Annotated in this window: 14 protein-coding genes; 3 read left to right on the top strand and 11 right to left on the bottom strand. The window is 64.7% G+C overall.

Annotation, left to right across the window (positions count from 1 at the left end; all coding sequences use genetic code 11):
* Positions 1 to 82: 82 nt before the first annotated feature.
* The 5 genes from narJ to QWL29_RS24555 form a co-directional block, all read right to left on the bottom strand.
* Entirely contained in the window at positions 83 to 739 is a 657-nt protein-coding gene (gene narJ, locus QWL29_RS24575) for a nitrate reductase molybdenum cofactor assembly chaperone (protein WP_305825481.1), read from the bottom strand.
* A 53-nt stretch (positions 740 to 792) separates the two neighbouring features.
* Positions 793 to 2,349, bottom strand: a complete 1,557-nt coding sequence (narH, locus tag QWL29_RS24570; RefSeq protein ID WP_305825480.1) for a nitrate reductase subunit beta — start codon at positions 2,347 to 2,349, stop codon at positions 793 to 795.
* Between the two features lie 26 nt (positions 2,350 to 2,375).
* On the bottom strand, positions 2,376 to 6,191 hold the full coding sequence (locus QWL29_RS24565) for a nitrate reductase subunit alpha (RefSeq protein ID WP_305825479.1): 3,816 nt from the start codon (positions 6,189 to 6,191) through the stop codon (positions 2,376 to 2,378).
* Positions 6,192 to 6,411: 220 nt separating this feature from the next.
* The gene (locus QWL29_RS24560) at positions 6,412 to 7,788 is read right to left on the bottom strand and encodes a NarK family nitrate/nitrite MFS transporter (protein ID WP_305825478.1); all 1,377 of its coding nucleotides are present in this window, start codon (positions 7,786 to 7,788) and stop codon (positions 6,412 to 6,414) included.
* A gap of 48 nt (positions 7,789 to 7,836) precedes the next feature.
* Positions 7,837 to 9,126 (bottom strand): MFS transporter, encoded by a 1,290-nt coding sequence (locus QWL29_RS24555; protein ID WP_305825477.1) that lies wholly within the window; start codon positions 9,124 to 9,126, stop codon positions 7,837 to 7,839.
* A gap of 239 nt (positions 9,127 to 9,365) precedes the next feature.
* Between QWL29_RS24555 and QWL29_RS24550 the strand changes: the two genes are divergently transcribed.
* Entirely contained in the window at positions 9,366 to 11,729 is a 2,364-nt protein-coding gene (locus tag QWL29_RS24550) for a response regulator (protein WP_305825476.1), read from the top strand.
* 19 nt (positions 11,730 to 11,748) lie between these two features.
* On the opposite strand, the gene QWL29_RS24545 is transcribed toward QWL29_RS24550, so the two are convergent.
* Genes QWL29_RS24545 through moaA form a run of 4 tightly spaced genes read right to left on the bottom strand, consistent with a single transcriptional unit; the run spans position 11,749 to position 16,069 of the window.
* A complete protein-coding gene (locus QWL29_RS24545; RefSeq protein ID WP_305825475.1) occupies positions 11,749 to 12,435 on the bottom strand; it encodes a response regulator in 687 nt (228 codons plus the stop codon).
* Between the two features lie 19 nt (positions 12,436 to 12,454).
* The gene (locus tag QWL29_RS24540; RefSeq protein WP_305825474.1) at positions 12,455 to 14,425 is read right to left on the bottom strand and encodes a type IV pili methyl-accepting chemotaxis transducer N-terminal domain-containing protein; all 1,971 of its coding nucleotides are present in this window, start codon (positions 14,423 to 14,425) and stop codon (positions 12,455 to 12,457) included.
* A 20-nt stretch (positions 14,426 to 14,445) separates the two neighbouring features.
* Positions 14,446 to 15,093: a carbonic anhydrase gene (locus QWL29_RS24535; RefSeq protein WP_305825473.1), complete on the bottom strand. Its 648-nt coding sequence runs from the start codon at positions 15,091 to 15,093 to the stop codon at positions 14,446 to 14,448.
* Position 15,094: 1 nt separating this feature from the next.
* Positions 15,095 to 16,069 carry a GTP 3',8-cyclase MoaA gene (gene moaA, locus QWL29_RS24530; protein ID WP_305825472.1) on the bottom strand — a complete coding sequence of 325 codons (975 nt, stop codon included), beginning with the start codon at positions 16,067 to 16,069 and terminating at the stop codon, positions 15,095 to 15,097.
* Positions 16,070 to 16,282: 213 nt separating this feature from the next.
* On the opposite strand from moaA, the gene QWL29_RS24525 reads away from it, so the two are divergent.
* The gene (locus QWL29_RS24525) at positions 16,283 to 17,977 is read left to right on the top strand and encodes a methyl-accepting chemotaxis protein (protein WP_305825471.1); all 1,695 of its coding nucleotides are present in this window, start codon (positions 16,283 to 16,285) and stop codon (positions 17,975 to 17,977) included.
* 140 nt (positions 17,978 to 18,117) lie between these two features.
* Here the strand turns inward: QWL29_RS24525 and QWL29_RS24520 are convergent, their stop codons facing one another.
* The gene (locus QWL29_RS24520; RefSeq protein ID WP_305825470.1) at positions 18,118 to 18,402 is read right to left on the bottom strand and encodes a hypothetical protein; all 285 of its coding nucleotides are present in this window, start codon (positions 18,400 to 18,402) and stop codon (positions 18,118 to 18,120) included.
* A gap of 320 nt (positions 18,403 to 18,722) precedes the next feature.
* Between QWL29_RS24520 and hemN the strand changes: the two genes are divergently transcribed.
* Positions 18,723 to 20,117, top strand: coding sequence for an oxygen-independent coproporphyrinogen III oxidase (gene hemN, locus QWL29_RS24515; protein WP_308636139.1), 1,395 nt, complete (start codon positions 18,723 to 18,725; stop codon positions 20,115 to 20,117).
* Here hemN and QWL29_RS24510 read toward each other — a convergent pair.
* Positions 20,099 to 20,473 carry a peptidylprolyl isomerase gene (locus QWL29_RS24510; protein ID WP_305825469.1) on the bottom strand — a complete coding sequence of 125 codons (375 nt, stop codon included), beginning with the start codon at positions 20,471 to 20,473 and terminating at the stop codon, positions 20,099 to 20,101. The genes hemN and QWL29_RS24510 overlap by 19 nt on opposite strands.
* Between the last annotated feature and the right edge of the window lie 113 nt (positions 20,474 to 20,586).

Raw genomic sequence — 20,586 nt, 5'->3', positions numbered from 1 at the left:
GTAGGGATAGATCCCGAAGGTGAATTGGTGCAGGTAGTTCATGATGGTCTCCTATGCGCGCCAGGCGCGGCGATATCCGTCGTCAGGCAGCGGCGCGCGCCGCACGGTGCGTGCCTTGCGGGTAAAAGTTGATCGGTTGAGTTCCATTCGCGGCCGGCTTGAGCAGCGGCTCGACGCCGTCCGCGCCGGGGCCGAAGGTTTCCAGGGCCTCGTCCATGTCCTTGATCGGCGGCTCGGAGAGTTCCTCGGCCTGGACCGGGGACAGGCTTTCGAGCACATCGAACACGCCCGCATACACGCTGCCGTTGGCATCGAGTTTGCGGCCGATGTGGGCCAGCACGTGGACCGCGTCGCCCAGCAGGCGACCGGCAGCTTCCTCGCTGCCGAGCTGCGACAGGAATTCGAGGAACAGCGGCACGTAGTCGGGCAGCTCGTCCGGGCACATCTCCAGCCCGTGCTTCTTGTACTCTTCCATCAGGTCGACCATGGCCTGGCCACGGTCGCGCGACTCGCCATGGATGTGCTCGAACAGGTGCAGCGAGTGCGAAGGCGTGCGGTCGAAGGTCTGCACGTACTCCTGCTGGAGCGTGATCAGGTCGCTCTCGGCCAGGTGGGCCAGCAGCGAAGCCACGCGGGCGCGCATCGGCACGCTCAAGCCGGCTTCGAGCTCGGGCAAGGCGGCGACCAGGTCCGGTTCCGGGTAGGTCAGCAGCGCCGACAGGATTTGGTAGTGTTGCATGTCGATTCCTCGTTTTCCTTGATCCGCCCCGTGGGCGGGGCGGGTGGGGCGCTTCAGGCGTCCGCGATTTCTTTCTTCTTGCGCGACTTCGGCATCGAGACGAAGTGCACCGAGCCCTGCTTCTTCTTGCCGAACAGCGAGGCGTCGCTGACGCCGTCCGAGCAGCCATTGCCGAAGGAGAAGCCGCACGAACCTTTCTCGTTGAAGCTGTCCTCGACCATCTCCTTGTGGCTGCTCGGGATCACGAAGCGATCCTCGTAGTTTGCGATGGCCATGATGTGGTACATGTCCTCGACCACGGCCTTCGAAAGGTCGACTTGCTTGAGCACCTCGAGGTTCTCGACGCCGTCGACGGACTTGCTGCGCATGTAGGCGCGCATGGCCAGCATGCGGTCCAGCGCATGGACCACCGGCGCTTCCTTGCCCGCGGTGAGCAGATTGGCCAGGTAGCGTACCGGGATGCGCAGGCTGCTGGTATCCGGGATGATGCCGTTCATGCCCATCTTGCCGCTTTCGGCCGCAGCCTGGATCGGCGACAGCGGCGGGATGTACCACACCATCGGCAGCGTGCGGTATTCCGGATGCAGCGGGAAGGCGATCTTCCACTCGACCGCCATCTTGTACACCGGCGAGCGCTTGGCCGATTCGAGCCACGAATCCGGAATGCCCTGGCGGCGCGCTTCCTCGATCACCTTCGGGTCATGCGGGTCGAGGAACAGGTCGAGCTGGGCTTCGTACAGGTCCTGCTCGTCGGCCACCGAGGCGGCGGCCTCGATCTTGTCGGCGTCGTACAGCAGCACACCCAGGTAGCGGATCCTTCCCACGCAGGTTTCCGAGCACACGGTCGGCTGGCCGGCCTCGATGCGCGGGTAGCAGAAGGTGCACTTCTCGGCCTTGCCCGAGGACCAGTTGTAGTAGATCTTCTTGTACGGGCAGCCCGAGATGCACATGCGCCAGCCGCGGCACTTGTCCTGGTCGATCAGCACGATGCCGTCGTCTTCGCGCTTGTACACCGAGCCGGACGGGCAGGAAGCCACGCAGGCCGGGTTCAGGCAGTGCTCGCACAGGCGCGGCAGGTACATCATGAAGGTGTTCTCGAAGGTCGAGTACATCTCTTTCTGCACGTTGTCGAACAGCTTGTCCTTGCTGCGCTTGGCAAATTCGCCGCCCAGGTCGTCCTCCCAGTTCGGACCCCATTCAATCTTGTCCATCTTCTTGCCGGTCAGGACCGAGACCGGGCGGGCAGTCGGCGGCGTCTCCGACAGCGGTGCATTCTGCAGGCGCTCGTAGTCGTAGGTGAACGGCTCGTAGTACTCGTCGATGGCCGGCAGGTTCGGGTTGGCGAAGATGTTGGCCAGGATCTTCAGGCGCGAGCCCTGGCGCGGTTCGATCTTGCCGGAGGCGGTGCGTTTCCAGCCGCCATTCCATTTATCCTGGTTTTCCCACTCCTTCGGGTAGCCGATGCCCGGCTTGGTCTCGACGTTGTTGAACCAGGCGTATTCGACGCCGTCGCGGCTGGTCCAGACGTTCTTGCAGGTCACCGAGCAGGTGTGGCAGCCGATGCACTTGTCCAGGTTCAGGACCATGCCGATTTGTGCTCTGATTTTCATTTCAATTCCTCATTCATCCTGGCGCGTTACGCATTTTTCGGTGCCGGCGTCAAGGCCAGCGCGGGTTCGCGTTCCTCTTTCGGCGCCTTCGGCTGTGCCGCCGGCTTGCCGGTCGCGGGGCGTGGACCGCGCGTGATCTCGTCGCTGTTCGGGCGCGTTTCGTCGCGGGCGCCTTCCATCCACTGCACGTCGCGCATCTTGCGCACCACCACGAATTCGTCGCGGTTTGAGCCGACCGTGCCGTAGTAGTTGAAGCCGTACGACAGCTGGGCGTATCCGCCGATCATGTGGGTCGGCTTGGTCACGGCGCGGGTCACCGAGTTGTGGATGCCGCCGCGCTTCTTCGACATCTCCGCGCCGGGCACGTTGACGATCTTTTCCTGGGCGTGATACATCAGCGTCATGCCTTCGGGGACACGCTGGCTCACCACCGCACGGGCGGTCAGGGTGCCGTTGACGTTGAAGACCTCGATCCAGTCGTTGTCCTCGATGCCGGCGGCTTTCGCGTCGGTCTCCGACAGCCACACGTGCGGGCCGCCGCGCGACAGCGTGAGCATGCGCAGGTTGTCCGAGTAGGTCGAGTGGATGCCCCACTTCTGGTGCGGCGTGATGAAGTTCAACGCCAGCTCCTTGTTCCCGTTCGGGCGCTTGTTCATGATCGCCTCGGTGGTCTTGGTATTGATCGCCGCCTTGTACACGCACAGTCCCTCGCCGAAGTCACGCATCCAGACATGGTCCTGGTAGAACTGCTGGCGGCCGGTCAGCGTGCGCCACGGGATCAGTTCATGCACGTTGGTGTAGCAGGCGTTGTAGCTGACCTCTTCGCTCTCCAGGCCCGACCAGGTCGGCGAAGAGATGATCTTGCGCGGCTGGGCCTGGACGTCACGGAAGCGGATGCTGTCGTGCTCGCGCGGAATCGCCAGGTGCGTGTGGTCGCGCCCGGTGATCTTCGACAGCGCGTCCCAGGCCTTCACGGCCACGTGACCGTTCGTTTCCGGCGCCAGCGTGAGGATCATCTCGGCGGCGTCGATTGCCGTGTCCAGGCGCGGCTGACCCTGCGACACGCCTTCTTCCAGGACGGTGCGGTTGATGCCACGCAGGACGTCGACTTCGTGCCCGGTCTTCCAGCCGATGCCCTTGCCGCCGTTGCCGACCTTTTCCAGCAGCGGACCGACCGAGGTGAACTTCTTGTGGATCTCGCGGTAGTTACGCTCGACCACGGTCATGCTCGGCATGGTCTTGCCCGGGACCGGCTCGCACTCGCCAAGGCGCCAGTCCTTCGGGTCGAACGGCTGGCCCAGCTCGCCCGGGGTGTCGTGCATCAGGGGGGTGAGCACGAGGTCCTTGCGGGTGCCGAGGTGGGCGCCGCCGATTTCCGAGAACTTGGCGGCGATGCCTTTGTAGATTTCCCAGTCCGACTTCGATTCCCACAGCGGCTGCACGGCTTCCGACAGCGGATGGATGAAGGGGTGCATGTCCGAGGTGTTCAGGTCGTCCTTTTCGTACCAGGTCGCGGTCGGCAGCACGATGTCGCCGTACAGGCAGGTGGTCGACATGCGGAAATCAAGCACCACCAGCAGGTCGAGCTTGCCTTCGGCGGCCGGGCGAACTTTCACGTCGCGCGGCTTCACACAGTCGTCCTCGTCGCTCAGCAAGGCATTCTGGGTGCCGAGCAGGTACTTCAGGAAGTACTCGTGGCCCTTGCCCGAGCTGCCCAGGATATTCGAACGCCACACGAACATATTGCGCGGGAAGTTCGCCGGATTGTCTGGGTCATCGCACGAGAAATTCAGCTTGCCGGCCTTGATCTGCTCGACGGCGTATTGGGCCGCGTCCTTGCCTGCGGCTTCGGCCGCGCGGGTGACTTCGAGCGGGTTGGTCTCGAGCTGGGGCGCCGACGGCAGCCAGCCCATGCGTTCGGCCTTGGCGTTGTAGTCGATCAGGGCCATCTCTTCCATCTTGCCGTCGGCAGTCGGGCACAGGATTTCCGAGGTGTGCAGCTTCTCGTGGCGCCACTGGCTGGTGTGGGCGTAGAAGAACGAAGTCGAGTTCATCTGGCGCGACGGACGGTTCCAGTCCAGCGCAAAGGCCAACGGGGTCCAGCCGGTCTGCGGGCGCAGCTTTTCCTGGCCGACGTAGTGCGACCAGCCGCCGCCGCTCTGGCCGATGCAGCCGCACATCATCAGCATGTTGATGATGCCGCGGTAGGTCATGTCCATGTGGTACCAGTGATTCAGCGCCGCGCCGACGATGACCATCGACTTGCCCCGGGTGCGGTCGGCGTTGTCGGCGAACTCGCGCGCCACGGTGATCACATCCTGCGCCTTGACGCCGGTGTGCTTGACCTGCCAGGCTGGGGTGTAGGGCACGTCGTCTTCGTAGCTCTTGGCCGCGTTCGGGCAGATGCCACGGTCCACGCCGTAGTTGGCCATCGACAGGTCGAACACGGTGGTGACCAGGGCCTCGGTGCCGTCGGCCAGGGTGATTTTCTTCACTGGGACGTTGCGCAGCAACAGGTCGTCGGCATCTTTGCCGCCGAAGTAGGGGAAGCCGACCGGCACGATGCCGTCGTTGCCGCCGATGAGCGAGAGCTGCGGATCGATTGGGTTGCGGGTCGCACCTTCCTTCTGCTCGAGGTTCCACTTGCCGGACTCGCCCCAGCGGAAACCGATCGAGCCGCTCGGCGCAACGATCTTGCCGGTGGCCTGGTCGAGCACCAGCGTTTTCCACTCGGGGTTGTTGGCTTCATTCAGGTTGTCGGCCAGGTGCGAGGCGCGCAGGAAGTAGTCGGGCACCAGGGTGCCGTCGCGCTCCTTGAGCATCACCAGCATCGGGAAGTCGGTGTACTGTTTGGCGTACTCGTTGAAGTAGGCCGACTTGGCCGTAGCGTGGTACTCCTTCATGATGACGTGGCCCATGGCCATCGCCAGTGCGGCGTCCGTGCCCTGCTTGGGTGCGAGCCAGATGTCACCGAACTTGGCCATCTCGCCGAAGTCGGAGGACACGGCCACGGTCTTGGTGCCCTTGTAGCGCACTTCGGTGTAGAAGTGGGCGTCCGGGGTACGGGTCATCGGCACGTTCGAGCCCCACACCATCAGGTAGGTCGAGTTGTACCAGTCGGCCGATTCCGGCACGTCGGTCTGCTCGCCCCACACCTGTGGGCTGGCCGGCGGCAGGTCGCAGTACCAGTCGTAGAAGCTCATGGCCACGCCGCCGATCAGGCTCAGGTAGCGGGTGCCGGCGGCGTAGCTGACCATCGACATGGCAGGAATCGGCGAGAAGCCGATGATGCGGTCCGGGCCGTACTTGCCGATCGTGTAGGCGTTGGCGGCAGCGATCATCTCGTTGACCTCATCCCACTTGGCGCGTACGAAGCCGCCCTGGCCGCGGATGGACTTGTAGCTGGCGGCGCGCACCGGGTCCTGGCTGATGTATTCCCAAGCGCCGACCGGATCGCGCGTGACGCGCGCTTCGCGCCACATCTGCATCAGGCGGCCACGCACCATTGGGTGCTTGACACGCTGCGCCGAGTAGACGTACCACGAATAGCTGGCGCCACGCGGGCAGCCACGCGGCTCATGGTTCGGCAGGTCCGGGCGGGTACGCGGGTAGTCGGTCTGCTGGGTTTCCCAGGTGATCAGGCCATTCTTGACATAGACCTTCCAGCTGCAGGAGCCGGTGCAGTTCACGCCGTGGGTCGAACGCACGATCTTGTCGTGCTGCCAGCGCTGGCGGTAGGCGTTTTCCCAGGTACGGTCCTCATTGACCACCTCACCGTGGCCGTTCGAGAACGTTTGCTTGGCTTTGCCGAAAAATTTTAGTCGGTCCAGAAAGTGACTCATGGTTTCTCCATCGGCGCGCCGGCGGCGCGCATCGCTTGTGTGTTTAGCTGTTGCCAGTCTACGGACCAGCTGGCACATTGAGTATTCGTAAAAAGTCTGTCTCGCGCCGGATTAGGGACTAGTCCGCCTACTCCTTTTGGACTAGCGCCTCCGCAAGGAAAAAGGCCGCTGCCTGGTGCCAGGCAGCGGCCTTTTCCGTGGCGCGCTTGCGCTCAGGGGGTCAGCAGGGCATTTCCGCGCCCTTACGCGAGTAGAACCACCAGGTCACGGCGATGCAGCTGACATAGAAGCCGATGAAGCACCACAGGGCGGCGTTGGCACTGCCGGTCAGGGCGATCGAGGTGCCGTAGCTCTTCGGAATGAAGAACGCTCCATAGGCAGCGATGGCCGAGGTGAAGCCGAGCACGGCGGCGGCTTCCTTGTTGGCGCTGGCAATGGCCTGGGCCTTCACGGCCTCAGGCTGGCCGGCGGACGCGCGCTGGTGCAGGGTCAGGAAGATCACCGGGATCATACGGAAGGTCGAGGCGTTGCCGACGCCGGTGCAGGCGAACAGCACCAGGAACATGCCGAAGAAGCCGGCAAAGTTGCCAGGGTTGCCGGCGCCCGGCAGGAAGTGCAGCACGCCCAGCACGGCGACGATCATGGCGGCGAAGGTCCAGACGGTCACGCGGGCGCCGCCCAGCTTGTCCGAGATCCAGCCGCCCGCGACGCGCGCCAGGGCGCTGACCAGGGGGCCGACGAAGGCGTACTGCAGCGGGTTCACATCCGGGAACAGGGTGCTGGTGAGCAGCGGAAAGGCTGCCGAGTAGCCGATGAAGGAACCGAAGGTGCCGATGTACAGCCAGCACATCAGCCAGTTATGCTTGCGCTTGAAGATCACGGCCTGCTCCGAGAACGAGGCCTTGGCCGATGCCAGGTCGTTCATGCCGAACCATGCGGCCAGCGCGCTCAGGAGAATGAACGGCACCCAGATGAAGCCGGCGTTCTGCAGCCAGACCTGCTTGGTCTGCGCGGCCTTTACCCAGGTCTGCGGCTCGCCGCCGAACACGGCGGCGGTGATCACCAGCGGCACCACGAACTGCACGGCCGACACGCCCAGGTTGCCCAGGCCGGCGTTCATGCCCAGCGCATAGCCCTTCTGCGCCTTCGGAAAGAAGAAGCTGATGTTGGACATCGAGGAGGCAAAGTTGCCGCCGCCGAAGCCGCACAGCAGCGACAGCACCAGCATGGTCGGGTAGCTGGTATTCGGGTCCTGGACAGCGAAGCCGATGCCCAGCGCCGGGATCATCAGCGAGGCGGTCGAGATCGCGGTCCATTTGCGGCCGCCGAAGATCGGCACCATGAACGAATAGAAGATGCGCAGGGTGGCGCCGGACAGGCCCGGCACCGCGGCCAGCCAGAACAGCTGGTTGGTACTGTACTTGAAGCCGATGGCCGGCAGGTTGACGACGACGACGCTCCAGACCATCCAGATCGCGAAGGCCAGCATGAGGGCCGGGATCGAGATCCACAGGTTGCGGTTGGCAGTGGACTTGCCGCGGCTTTGCCAGAAGGCGGGGACCTCGGGCTCCCAGGTCGATATCAGGTAGCTGCTCACAATGTTCTCCTGTGTGCGTTTTCTTGGTTGATTGAAAAATTGGTGGAATCAGGCTGCCTTGCGCAGCGGTTTGGCCCGTGCCTTCGGCGCAGCAGGCGCTTTTGGCGCGGTCGACGCCGGCAGCGTGCGCTCGGGCTTGAACGAGAAGTGCATCCAGATCAGCGAGACGCACACCGTGCCGTAGAGCAACATGAACGAGCTGGAGCGGATTCCGGTCAGGTCGACGATGGCGCCGAACAGGATCGGCAGGATGAAGCCGCCGAGGCCGCCAGCCAGGCCGACGACGCCCGAAACCGCGCCGATGTTGTCGCTGAAGTCGTCGGCAATGAAGCGGAACACCGAAGCCTTGCCGACCGCCATGGCGACGCCGACCACGAACAGCAGGGCGGTGAAGGCAATCGGGCCGAGGCCGAACTGCAGGTCCATGGCGCCCTCGACGGTCTTGACGCTCATCGTGGTTTGCGGATACGACAGGATGAAGAAGCACACCCAGCAGACCCACATTACCCACCAGGTGACCTTGTAGGCGCCGTACTTGTCGGAGATCCAGCCTCCGAGCGCACGCAGCACGCCGCCCGGCAGCGAGAAGCAGGCGGCCAGCAGGGCGGCCAGCTTCAGGTCGAAGCCGTATTCGCCGACGTAGTACTTGGTCATCCACAGGGCCAGTGCGACATAGCCGCCAAACACGACCGAGTAATACTGGCAGTAGCGCCAGACACGCGGATCTTTCAGCACGCGCATCTGCTGGGCGAAGGATTCGCCCGACGGCGTCTTGTGCGATGGGTCGGAGTACGAACCGAACCAGAACAGCAGCGCGGTAGCGACCATGACCAGGGCATACACCTTGGGCAGGAATTGCCAACCGGCCGCCGCGATGATGGCCGGGGCGGCGAACTTGGTCAGGGCCGAGCCCGAATTGCCGGCGCCGAACACGCCCATGGCAAAGCCGCGGCGCTCCTTGCCATACCAGCGCGCCACGTAGGGCGTCCCGACCGAGAAGGAGCCGCCGGCCAGGCCGACGAACAGGCCCAGCACCAGGAAGTGCCAGTACTCGGTCGCGTAGCTGATCAGGTAGATCGGCAACGCGCAGGCCATCATCAGGGTGAAGAAGACGATGCGGCCGCCGAAGCGGTCGGTCCAGATGCCGAGCGGCACGCGTGCCAGCGCGCCGGTCAGCACCGGTGTGGCGATCAAGAGGCCGAACTCGGTTTCGTTCAGGCCCAGCTTGGCCTTGATGGGGATGCCCAGGACAGCGAACATCATCCATATGGCGAAGCAGATCGTGAATGCAAAGGTACTGCTGACGAGGACCGCAAGCGGTCTCTTATCGGTGCTCATGTTTTTCTCCTGGAACGCACTTTTCGATGGATGCAAGCGTACGTGTAAGCGGCGTGCCCAACTATTGGCCGGAGGGTGGTTTTCGAGTGGACAAGCGAGCTAGGGCCGCGCGCCGGATGGGCTAGGGCAGCTAGTCATAAAGGTGTAGGGACGCTTGGGCGTCGCACCGAAATTCGTCCAACCTGAGCCGGCGCAAGCGTGTAGGATGTCGGCATTTCCACGAAGTCCAGACGTGCGCCATGCATAAGCTATTGAGCCCGGAACAACTGAGAAGCATTATCGATATTGCCGAAAACGCCATTGTCTGCACCGACGAGACGCAGCGGATCGTACTCTTCAACCAGGGCGCGGAACGGGTGTTCGGCTGGACCGCCGAAGAAGTGGTCGGCCAGGACCTGGCGGTCCTGATTCCCGAACGTTTCCGCCCGGGCCACGGCGAGCGCGTCGCCGGCTTTCGCCATGGCGCACGGCCGGCGCGGCGCATGGGCGAACGCGGCACCATCTTCGCGGTCCGCAAGGACGGCAGCGAGTTTCCGGCAGAGGCCACGATCTCGAAATCCGAGGCGGATGGGTGCGTCATCCTGACCGCCATCCTGCAGGACATTTCGGAACGCAAGGCCTACGAGCGCGAACTGGAAATGGCCAAGGACAGGGCGGAGGCTGCGATGCAGGCCAAGAGCATGTTCCTCGCCAACATGAGCCATGAAATCCGTACGCCGCTGAACGCCGTCATCGGCATGACGAGCCTGCTCCTGCACACCGACATCAACGAGGAACAGCGCGATTACACGGAAACCATCCGTTCCAGCAGCGAAGCGCTGCTCTCGATCATCAACGACCTGCTCGACTATTCGAAGCTGGAGGTGGGGCGCCTCGACCTCGAGCGCCATGCCTTCGAGGTGCGGCGCTGCGTCGAGGACGCGCTCGACCTGCTCGCGCCGGCCGCCAGCGAAAAGAACCTCGACCTGGCCTACATGCTGGAGCCGGGCGTGCCGGCGACGATCCTGGCCGACGCCACCCGCCTGCGGCAGATCCTGGTGAACCTGCTGTCGAATGCGATCAAGTTCACCCATCACGGCGAAGTCGTGATCACGGTGTCGGCCACGACGAACGAGGCGGGCGGGGCGGGCGCGACAGGCGACTGCCGGCTGGCGTTTGCCGTCAGGGATACCGGGATCGGCATCCCGGCCCACCGGATCGAGGATATCTTCAGCTCATTCACCCAGGTCGATGCCTCCACCACGCGCAAGTACGGGGGAACAGGCCTGGGCTTGACGATCAGCCGGCGCCTGGCCGAGATGATGGGCGGCGACCTGACCGTGGAGAGCGAAGCGGGGCGCGGCTCGACCTTCACCTTCACCATCGAGGCCGAGGCCTTCGACGAGCAGCTGGCCGAGAACGTACTGCGCGACCGCGCCAAGCACGTGCGCGGCCGGCGCATCCTGATCGTCGACGACAACGCCACTAACCGGCGCATCCTGATGAAACAGGCATTGCTTTGGGGAATGGAGCCCTTGGCGGCGGCGTCGGCGGTCGAGGCGGTTGACCTGGTCCGCGACGGGCATCCCTTCGACGTCGCCGTCCTCGACATGCAGATGCCCGACATGGATGGTGCGCGCCTCGCGGTCGAGTTGCGCAAGCACCGCGACCGCAAGGCGCTGCCGCTGGTGCTGCTGACTTCGGTCGGCCAGCGCCAACGGGCCGGCGCGGACGCCGAGGCCATGGATGCGTTCTCGGCCTGGCTCAACAAGCCGATCAAGCCGGCCGCGCTGCTCGAGGCGCTGCAGCAGGTACTCGGAGAGCGTTCCGGAGGCAGCGAGCGGGTGCCGCTCCCGACGGCGCAGGAGCCGAGGGCTGCCGCACCCGTGGACATCCTGGTCGCGGAAGACAATACGATCAACCAGAAGGTCATCAAGCAGTTGCTGCGCCACCTCGGCTACCGGGCCGACGTGGTCGCCAACGGCCTGGAGGCGCTGGAAGCGCTCGAGCGCCAGGAGTACCACGTGATCCTGATGGACATGCAGATGCCGGAGATGGATGGCCTGGAGGCCACGCGCCGGCTGCGCGGGCGCTTCCGCGGCGCCAACGCGCCCTACATCATCGCGATGACGGCCAATGCGATGCCGGGCGACCGCGAACGCTGCCTGGAGGCGGGCATGAATGACTACGTGCCGAAGCCGATCGAACTGGAGGTGCTGGACGGCGCCCTGGCGACGGCGATCGAGCACGTCGCAACGCGCCGCCGCGACGGCGCCGTCATCGACGACTCACGGATCGACCAGTTGCGGGCGATCGACGATGGCGGCACGCTGCTGAACGAGGTGATCGGCTCGTTCGTGGGTGAGGTGCCCCAGCTGCTGGCCACGCTGGCCAGGGCGGTCGAGACGGAGGATGGCGCGCTGTTGGCCTCGACTGCGCACTACCTGCAGTCGAGCGTCGACTTCGTCGGCGCCAACCGTATGCGGGTGCCCTGCCTGAACCTGGAACTGATGGGCAAGGGTGACAATTTCGCGGAGGCCATGGCCCAGCTTGCGGAGCTGACGCGCGCCTACGAGGAGACCCGGTCGGCGCTGCTGGCGCTGCCCGGCCCGGCAGGGGCCTGAGGGCCGCGCCGGGCAGGGTTCAGGACTGGCGCTCGGAATTTCCGTTCAGTCCCTGCTCGACGGCGAATACCGCCGCCTGGACCCGGCTGGACAGGCCCAGCTTCTTGAGAATGTTCTGCACGTGGATCTTGACCGTGCTTTCGGCCAGGTCGAGAACGCGGGCGATCAGCTTGTTGCTTTCGCCACGCGCCAGGCAGGTCAGGATCTCGCGTTCGCGCGGGGTCAGCTTGTCCAGTTCGGACGGCGGGGCCGCCGTCTTCGGTTCGCGCTGCTTCTGCAGGGCAGCCATCAGCTTGCCCGTCATCGATTCGGCCAGCACCGACTCGCCGGCAGCGGCGCGCTCGATCGCCCGCACAAGGTAGTCGGCATCGATGTTCTTGATCAGGTAGCCACGTGCCCCTGCCTGGAGGGCGGTGGCGAGGTCCTCGGCCTCTTCGGAAACGGTCAGCATGATCACGACGGCCTCTGGCCAGCCCTGCAGGATCAGCTGCAGGGTTTCGACCCCGGACATGCCCGGCATGTGCAGGTCGAGCAGGATGACGTGGGGCTTGAACTGCATCGCCCGTTTGACGCCGTCGATGCCGTCGGAAGCCTCGCCCACCACGGCAAAACGCGAGTTGCGCTGGAGTAGCGACCGCACCCCGCTGCGGAACAGCTGGTGGTCGTCGACCAGCAGCACATGAATCGGCTCGTTTAATTCGGCCATGCAATTACTCCAATGTTACTCAGGCGACCCGACGTTGCGCACTCGGCACGTGCAGGCGGACGGTGGTTCCGCCGCCAGGCCTGGATTCGATCGCCAGGTCGGCGTGAATGTGCTGCGCCCGCTCGCGCATGATGTGCAGGCCGACGTGCTCATCGGCTGCGGCAGACGCCATGGAAGAGTCGAATCCGACGCCATTATCGCTGATCGAGAGCGAAAAGTCTTGGCCGTCCTGAACATTGACCAGCACGCTGTCGGCGCGGGCGTGCTTCCGGATATTCGAGAGGGCTTCCTGCACGATGAACAGGATCTGCAGCTGCTCTTCGCGCGCGAAGGGAGGGCCGCCACTGCCGTCGGCGGCAAAGCTGGCCTCCAGCCCGGTCTGGTCGCGGAACTTGCGGACCGCCTTGCGCAGCGCGCCGTTCAAGTCCTCCTCTTCGAGACGGCTGCGGAAGTTCTGCAGCAACTCGCGCACGTCCTCATAGCTTTCCTTGACGCCGGCACGCAGTGCGGGCACGATCTCGGCCGCCTCCTGCTGCTGGCCGTTGCGCAACGAGGCCTCCAGCATCTGCACCTGCAGATTCAGGAAGTTCAGCCCTTGAGCGATGCTGTCGTGCAGGCCGCGCGCCACCATGTTCCGCTCCTCGGAAATGGCCATCTCGCGTTCGCGGGCGGCCAGACGAATGTTCTCGACCGCCGTGCCCAGCAGCCGGCCGAGAGTGTCGAGCAGGGCGGTTTCATGCGGGTTGAAGCTCCGTTCGCTTCGGAAATGCAGGCTGAACACGCCCAGGTGATGGTCTTGCGCGAAAATCTGGAACACCGACACAGTGACAAAGCCTTCCGCCGCGCATTGCGAGCTGGCCGGCGAGGCGGACGGTGAAGTGGACGGTTGTTGCAGGCTGCCCAGCCAGTGCACCACGGCTTCCTTGCGTTGCGCGGCCTCGCCGCACAGGCAATCGCCCACCGGCATGCAACGCTCGGCTTCGGCCATCGCGCCGGACAGACCGTGCTGGACCACCAAGTGCACGTTGTCGCTGCCTGCGTCCACCAGCCGCACCGAGCCGGCGTCGGCGCCGAAGTAGCGGACAATCCGCTCCAGGAAGCCTTCACACATCGGTTCGAGTGTCTGGCGCACCTGCAGGAAGGCGGCGCTGTCGTAGAGCAGTGCCAGTTCACGGTTCTGTTCTTCGAGCGCGGCCGTCTTGTCCTGGACCTTCTGTTCTAGGTTGCCGTAAAACTGCTGGAGACGGTCGGCCATCTGGTTGAAACCGGCCGCCAACTGGCCGAATTCGTCCTGGCTGTCGACGTCCAGGCGCACGCCGAACTCCGTATCGGCCATGCTGCCCAGGCCTGCATGCAGGCGTTCGACGGGGGCGACGATCAGGCTGAACATCATATAGACGAGAACAACCGTGCCGCCCACCGCCAGCGCCATCAAGGCCAGCTGCGAGGAGCGCAGCCAGAAGGTGCGCACTTCGTTATCGCGTTCGATCAGGCGTACGACCTCATCGATCTTGCTCACGTAAGCATCGGTCCTGGCCAGGAAACGGCGCAGGACCGTCACTCTTTCGGCGCCAGCCGGCGCCGCGAGCACCTGCTGCGCCAACGGGCGAATCTCCTGGTGCCAGCGCAGCGCCAGCAGGTCGAAGCTGGTGCGGATGGCGGCCGTCGGGGGCAGCCCGAGCGGGCGCTGCGGGTCGCCGCGCGCAATCAGCTCGAGCGTGGAATCGATCAGTGCGATCTGGCGGCGTGCGGCCTCGTCGAATCCGGCCCCGGGAGTGTGGACGTCGCGCCCGAGCAGCATGGCCAGGCGGTACTCGTGCTTGCGCAGGCTGCCGGTCTCGTTGATCGCGGCGGCGGCGCCTTCGAGTTGCCAGGACAGCCACAGCGTTGCGCCGATCGCGGCCAGCGCCAGCAGGAGGAAGCCCACCAGGGCGCCGGCAATCCGCGTGGACAAGCGCAGCCGGACGGGAATCGGCGGGTAATCGGGCATGCCGGTCCTCGTCGCCGCGCTCATGCCGCCGCGTCGACCGGTTCGACCAGGCTGAGAAACTCTTGCTTGCGCGGGGAATAAGCCAGCAGCGAACCCGTACCGATGTCGAAATACCAGCCGTGCAGGGCGAGTTTGCCGGCTTCCACGCGGCGCCGGATCCAGGGATAGGTCATCAGGTTGTCCAGCGAGTGCAGTATGCTGGCTAGCTCGGCCGCGCGGCAACGGCCTTCCTCGTGCTTGTGCGACAGTTCGCGCAAGACTTCCTGGCGCACCGGATCGGCGATGCGCATCCAGCGCGCCACGAAATCGGTCTCCTCGGTGACCCTGGCCTGCGACATCAAGGCTCGGATGCCGCCGCAGCGGGCATGGCCAAGCACGATGATGCGGGGCACCTCAAGGCCGCATACGGCGAACTCGATGGCGGAACTGACGCCCGGGGGGGCATCGGGTGTGCAGGGCGGCACCAGGTTCGCGATATTTCGCACCACGAAGATGTCGCCCGGATCGCTGCCGGTCAACAGGGCCGGGTCGACCCGCGAGTCGCAGCAGCCGATCACCAGCGTGCCCGGATGCTGGCCGCTGCGCAGACTGTCCAGGGCGGTCGGCTCGCTCAGGTACTGTTGCTGGAAGCGGCCAAAGCCGCGGATGAATTTCTCGATGTCCTGCATGTCAGCCTCCGGTCTGGGCCATGAAGCGGATGATCTTCTCCGGCCGTTCCGTGAATTCGTGTTTCTGCGGTTTGAGTTCGATTGCCGCGCGGATCGCTGCCTCGAGTTCGGCGTCGCTGGCGCCGCCGCGCAGCAGCGGGCGGAACTCGAACTTCTGCTCCTGGCCCAGGCACAGGTACAGCGTGCCGTCCACGGCCAGCCTGACCCGATTGCAAGTCGCGCAGAAGTGCTGCGACATTGGCGTGATGAAGCCGACGCTGTTGCGGCCGTCGCGGGTGGCGAGGTAGCGCGCCGGGCCGCCGCCCAACTCGATCGCCTGGGGCACCAGGTCGTAGCGCTCCTGCAGGCGGGCGCGGATCGGCTGCAGGTCGAGGTAGGACGTATTGCGGCCGGTTGCGCCCATCGGCATCACTTCGATCAGGCGCAGCACGAAGCCGTGTTCGATGCAGAACTCCGCCATGCGATCGATTTCGCCCTCGTTCACGCCGCGCATGGCCACCATGTTGATCTTGATCGGCTCGAACCCCGCTTCCTTGCCTGCCATGATGCCGTCCATGATCTGGGCGTGGCTGTCGCGGCCGGTAATCGCCTGCATACAGGCACGATCGAGCGTGTCGAGGCTGACGTTGATGCGGCTGACGCCCGCGGCGCGTAGTGCGCCGGCGTGGCGCCGCAGCTGGGTGGCGTTGGTCGACATCGACAAGTCGTCGATGCCTTCGATGGCAGAGATGCGCCCGGCTAACTCGCTGACGTGACGGCGCAGCAAGGGTTCACCGCCGGTGAGGCGCACGCGACGCGTACCGAGACGGGCAAACGCGCCGAGCAGCCGCTCGATCTCGTCGAAGCTGAGCCAGTCGGCGGGCTCCTCGAAACCTTTGAATCCGGTCGGGATGCAATACGTGCAACGCAGGTCGCAGCGATCCGTTACCGACAGGCGCAGGTACTCGATCGTCCGACCAAATCGGTCATGCAACATGCAATGCTCCAATCAACATGAATGCCGTCATTGTATGAGGCTTGGCCGGGCGCCACAGTCGGCATGACGGAGTAAGGGGAGTAGTCACTTCGGCGTATTCGTGGGCTGGGGCAGAGCCGGTAGACTGCTTCTATTGCAGCAGGGCAATATATCTTGCGCAAATTCACCTCTGTATCTTGCAGCGGTGCCTGAAAATCAGAACAGTTAACTATCGTGAAACTCTCCAACCTCAAGATCGCCACCCGGCTGGGTGCAGGCTTCGGCCTGGTACTCCTTCTGCTCGTCCTGGTGCTGTCCATCGGCCTGCACCGCTTCCAGGCGATCGGCGATTCCACTGCCACCCTCATCAACGAGGACTGGGTGAAGGCCGACGCCGCCGCTATGATCAATACGATGACGCGGGCCAACGCGCGCCGGACGCTTGAACTATTCCTCGTACCCGGCGCGGACGAGCGCGCCCAGATCCGCGAAAAGATCGAGTCCAACAAGAAGGAGATCACGCAGGCGCTGCAGGCCCTGGAGCGCCTCGTCACGAGCGAAGCGGGCAAGGGACTGTTGGCCACCGTTGCCGAGCGGCGGGCGGCTTACGTGGCATCGTTCTCCTCGGTGAGCGCATTGGTCGAGTCCGGCCAGCGCGAGCAGGCCCAGCAGCTGGTGCTGGGCGAGACCATGCCCCGGCTGGACGCGCTGCAGGAGAGCGTCGAGGCGCTGAACGCATTCCAGAAACGGCGCGCCGAAGACAGCGGCAAGGCGGTGGCCGCGATGATTTCGTCCGGCAGCACCCAGATGCTGATGCTTGGCCTGGTGGCGCTCGGCGCCGGAACCGCTTTCGCGGTCTGGCTCGCACGCTCCATCGTGCGACCGCTGCGCCAGGCGGTGCAGGTAGCGCAGGCCGTAGCCGGCGGCGACCTCACCAGCCGGATCGACGTCAGTTCAAATGATGAGCTTGGCGAATTGCTGGAGGCGCTCAAGACCATGAATGACAATCTCGGCAACATGGTCAATGAGGTGCGGCAGGGCACGGACACCATCGCCACCGCGTCGACCCAGATCGCCACCGGAAATCTCGATCTTGCCGCGCGTACGGAAATGCAGGCCGGCTCCCTGCAGCAGACCGCCTCGTCTATGGAAGAGTTGACCTCCACCGTGCAGCAGAACGCTGCCAGTGCCCGCCAGGCCAGCGCACTTGCGAACTCGACCTCGCGCATCACGGCCGAGGGCAGCGATGCGGTGGCGTGCGTCGGTGCGACGATGTCGTCCATCAGTGAATGTGCACGGCGCATCGAGGACATCACGGGCATCATCGACGGTATCGCTTTCCAGACCAATATCCTCGCCTTGAATGCAGCAGTCGAGGCGGCGCGGGCAGGCGAACAGGGCAAGGGCTTCGCGGTCGTGGCATCCGAAGTACGCAACCTCGCCCAACGCTCCGCAGCGGCGGCGAAGGAAATCAAGGTCCTGATCTGCGATTCCGTCGAGAAGATCTCCGACGGTACCCGCCTGACCGGCCAGGCGGCGGATACCATGCGCGAGGTCTTGAGTGGCGTGCAGCAGGTAACCGACCTCATGGCGGACATCAGCGCCGCAAGCGATGAACAGCGCAGCGGCATTGAGCAGGTCAATCAGGCCGTGACCCAGATGGACGCGGTCACCCAGCAAAATGCCGCGCTGGTCGAGCAGGCAGCGGCGGCCGCCCAGTCGCTGCAGGATCAGGCCAGCGCCTTGACCCGCACGATCCACATGTTCAAGCTTGCCGGGCACGACTCGGGCGGGCGGCCGGCCACTCCGGCGGCCGACACGGCGGCACGCGGGCCCGCCGGCGCGCGCGAGCGGCTTGCCGCCGGCCGTGCCCGGTTCCTTCAGTTGGGTGCCACCAAGGAAGAGGAGGTGGCACGGACACGCTTCTGAATGGGACTGGCACGAGTGGCCGCCACGCCAGGTCGACGACAACGATCACGTAGGCGGATTCGAGGCCGGCGACATGGATGAGCTGCTCGGCACGTTCGAGGATAACTTCGTCACCTGGTCGGCAACCATGGCGCCGGTCATCATGAACAATTTTGCGACAGGCGATTGATCCTGGCCTGTATCAGCGTAACAGCACCGGCCATGACCAAGGCCGCGCAAACCGCGCCAGCCCAGGCCAGAGGACTATCGCCCGGCACTTGAAACGTGTGCGCTAGGTAGTGCAGCGCCAGCATGACCGTGATCGGCACCGTCATCGCGACCAGCAACCAGGCCCGGCGCTCACGCGCCGCGTCGGGGCGCTTGCGGCGCTGCGGGTTCGGTGTGGGACGTGTGGCGAGCGGATCGTTGAGCTTAATGGGTTCCATTGCCTGTTCCGAGTGATGACGTGGCGGGTTCAAACATTGTAGTCACCCACATCCCGCACGCCTGTCTGCACGATGGGCTACGCCGGCTAGTCATTCCGGACTATCTCGGGCGCGCCGGACTGGCCTGAGCGGGCGTGCTAGTGGGCCGTCGGCGCTGCGACAGCGCCGCGCGCCGGCGGGGGCGTAGTACGTTCGAACGATTGCAGGGCCACGCCTCAGCCGCATACCATGCGATGAACATGAGACGCGCAGGAGATCCGTCCTCCCCCGGGACCATGCGGATCGGCGGCAGCGCAGATCAATCCAACTTGGGAACCATGATGCATTCCACTATCGATTTCGACCCCGAACTGATCGCCCGCTTGAGCCAGCGCGGGCCGCGCTACACGTCCTACCCGACGGCCGACCGGTTCACCGAGCGTTTCACGGCCCACGACTTCGCGGCCGCCGCAAGCTCGGCCGGGGAAGCCCGGGCACTGTCCCTGTACCTGCATGTCCCGTTCTGCGAGTCGCTGTGCTACTACTGCGCCTGCAACAAGATCATCACCCGCGATCGTATTAAGGCGAGCCGTTACCTGTCGTACCTCATGCGCGAGATCGACATGCAGGCGCGCGTGTTCCCAGCCCACGTTCTGGTGGAACAGCTACACTTCGGCGGCGGCACCCCGACCTACCTGAGCGACGTGCAGATGGGCCAGCTGATGGCACATTTGCGGAGCCGGTTTGCGTTTGCCCGCGACGAAGACGGCGAGTATTCCATCGAGATCGACCCACGCACGGTCAATGCTGCGCGCATACGCTCCCTGCGCCGCCAGGGCTTCAATCGCCTCAGCCTCGGGGTGCAGGATTTCGACGAGGACGTGCAACGCGCGATCAACCGGATTCAACCGGAATCGATGACGCGCGAGGCCGTCGCTGCCGCCCGCGGGGCCGGATTCCGTTCGGTGAGCATCGACCTGATCTACGGGTTGCCGCTGCAGGACACGACGACCATGGCGCAAACGCTCGACAAGGTCATCGACATCGCACCTGACCGCATATCGGTATACAACTACGCGCACATGCCGCAGCTGTTCAAGGCGCAGAAGCTGATCCGCGACCAGGATTTACCCGACAGTCCGACCAAGCTGGCCATGCTCGGGCAATGCGTCGAGCGCCTGTGCGCCGCCGGCTACGTATATATCGGCATGGATCACTTCGCGAAGCCGGACGATGAGCTGACCCGGGCGCAGCGCGACGGCACGCTGCACCGCAACTTCCAGGGGTACTCGACCCGTGCCGATATCGACATGCTTGCCTGCGGCGTGTCGGCCATCAGCGCGGTCAACGGCACGTACAGCCAGAACGAGAAGTCGCTGGAGGCCTATTATGCGCGCATCGACCGTGGCGAGTTGCCGGTCGTGCGCGGACTGAAGTTGTCGGACGATGACCTCTTGCGGCGCGACGTGATCCAGATGCTGATGTGCGATTTCGCGCTCGATACGGTGGCGCTTGCTGAACGCTGGCGCATCGACGTCGCGGCGCATTTCGCGCCTGAGTTCGAGAGGCTGGCCGAGCTTGAACGAGATGGCTTGCTTACTATGGGGGCGGGGCGGCTGGAGGTCAGTGCAAAGGGACGGCTGTTGATCCGTAATATTTGCATGGTCTTCGACAACTACATCGGCAGGCCTGCTGAGCTGCCGCTCCAGCGAGTCCGCTATTCGCGGACAATCTGACTCCATACCGTCCTGGTGACGGCAGGCGGCTCTTGAAGCGGACGAGGGGGAGTGTCATTCCTGCCAGGCTGGCCGCGCTGCCAGTCTGCCGTGGTGAGGTAGTCGCCGATCTGGGACTGCACCGATTCAAAGGGCAGCAGGCGGCCTTCGATACGTCGCATGACCTGTACCACGTGCAGGCCGAAACGGGTTTTCACGGGATCTCGCAGGAGTTCGAACGACACGGTCGGGGTCACCTGGAACAGGACGTGGCGTGCCTCTGCCATGTCGCCCTGCGCAAGCTGGCGCGGATGGTTACGGTAGTAGCTTGCGCAGCTGGCGGCGTCGGCATGCGGGACACGTACCTCCTGCACCATCAGCGCTACGATGCGCGCATCGTCGGCGTCGCCCTCGACGCCGAGTCACATGATGTTTCCTTTAGCGCGGGCGGACCAGCTGGAACGCGCGGCCCAGGTAAGTCACGGCGCCG

The sequence above is a fragment of the Massilia brevitalea genome, from assembly GCF_030711405.1.
Taxonomy (GTDB): domain Bacteria; phylum Pseudomonadota; class Gammaproteobacteria; order Burkholderiales; family Burkholderiaceae_D; genus Telluria; species Telluria brevitalea.
The sequence above is the reverse complement of the archived record's forward strand: the minus strand, read 5'-3'. Positions and strand labels throughout refer to the sequence as shown.

Excerpts from the sequence above, each read along its gene's own strand:
- narJ (WP_305825481.1), bottom strand. The coding sequence starts at position 739 with ATGCAACACTACCAAATCCTGTCGGCGCTGCTGACCTACCCGGAACCG.
- narH (WP_305825480.1), bottom strand. The coding sequence starts at position 2,349 with ATGAAAATCAGAGCACAAATCGGCATGGTCCTGAACCTGGACAAGTGC.
- QWL29_RS24565 (WP_305825479.1), bottom strand. The coding sequence starts at position 6,191 with ATGAGTCACTTTCTGGACCGACTAAAATTTTTCGGCAAAGCCAAGCAA.
- QWL29_RS24555 (WP_305825477.1), bottom strand. The coding sequence starts at position 9,126 with ATGAGCACCGATAAGAGACCGCTTGCGGTCCTCGTCAGCAGTACCTTT.
- QWL29_RS24550 (WP_305825476.1), top strand. The coding sequence starts at position 9,366 with ATGCATAAGCTATTGAGCCCGGAACAACTGAGAAGCATTATCGATATT.
- QWL29_RS24545 (WP_305825475.1), bottom strand. The coding sequence starts at position 12,435 with ATGGCCGAATTAAACGAGCCGATTCATGTGCTGCTGGTCGACGACCAC.
- QWL29_RS24540 (WP_305825474.1), bottom strand. The coding sequence starts at position 14,425 with ATGCCCGATTACCCGCCGATTCCCGTCCGGCTGCGCTTGTCCACGCGG.
- QWL29_RS24535 (WP_305825473.1), bottom strand. The coding sequence starts at position 15,093 with ATGCAGGACATCGAGAAATTCATCCGCGGCTTTGGCCGCTTCCAGCAA.
- moaA (WP_305825472.1), bottom strand. The coding sequence starts at position 16,069 with ATGTTGCATGACCGATTTGGTCGGACGATCGAGTACCTGCGCCTGTCG.
- QWL29_RS24520 (WP_305825470.1), bottom strand. The coding sequence starts at position 18,402 with ATGGAACCCATTAAGCTCAACGATCCGCTCGCCACACGTCCCACACCG.
- hemN (WP_308636139.1), top strand. The coding sequence starts at position 18,723 with ATGCATTCCACTATCGATTTCGACCCCGAACTGATCGCCCGCTTGAGC.
- QWL29_RS24510 (WP_305825469.1), bottom strand. The coding sequence starts at position 20,473 with ATGGTGCAGGAGGTACGTGTCCCGCATGCCGACGCCGCCAGCTGCGCA.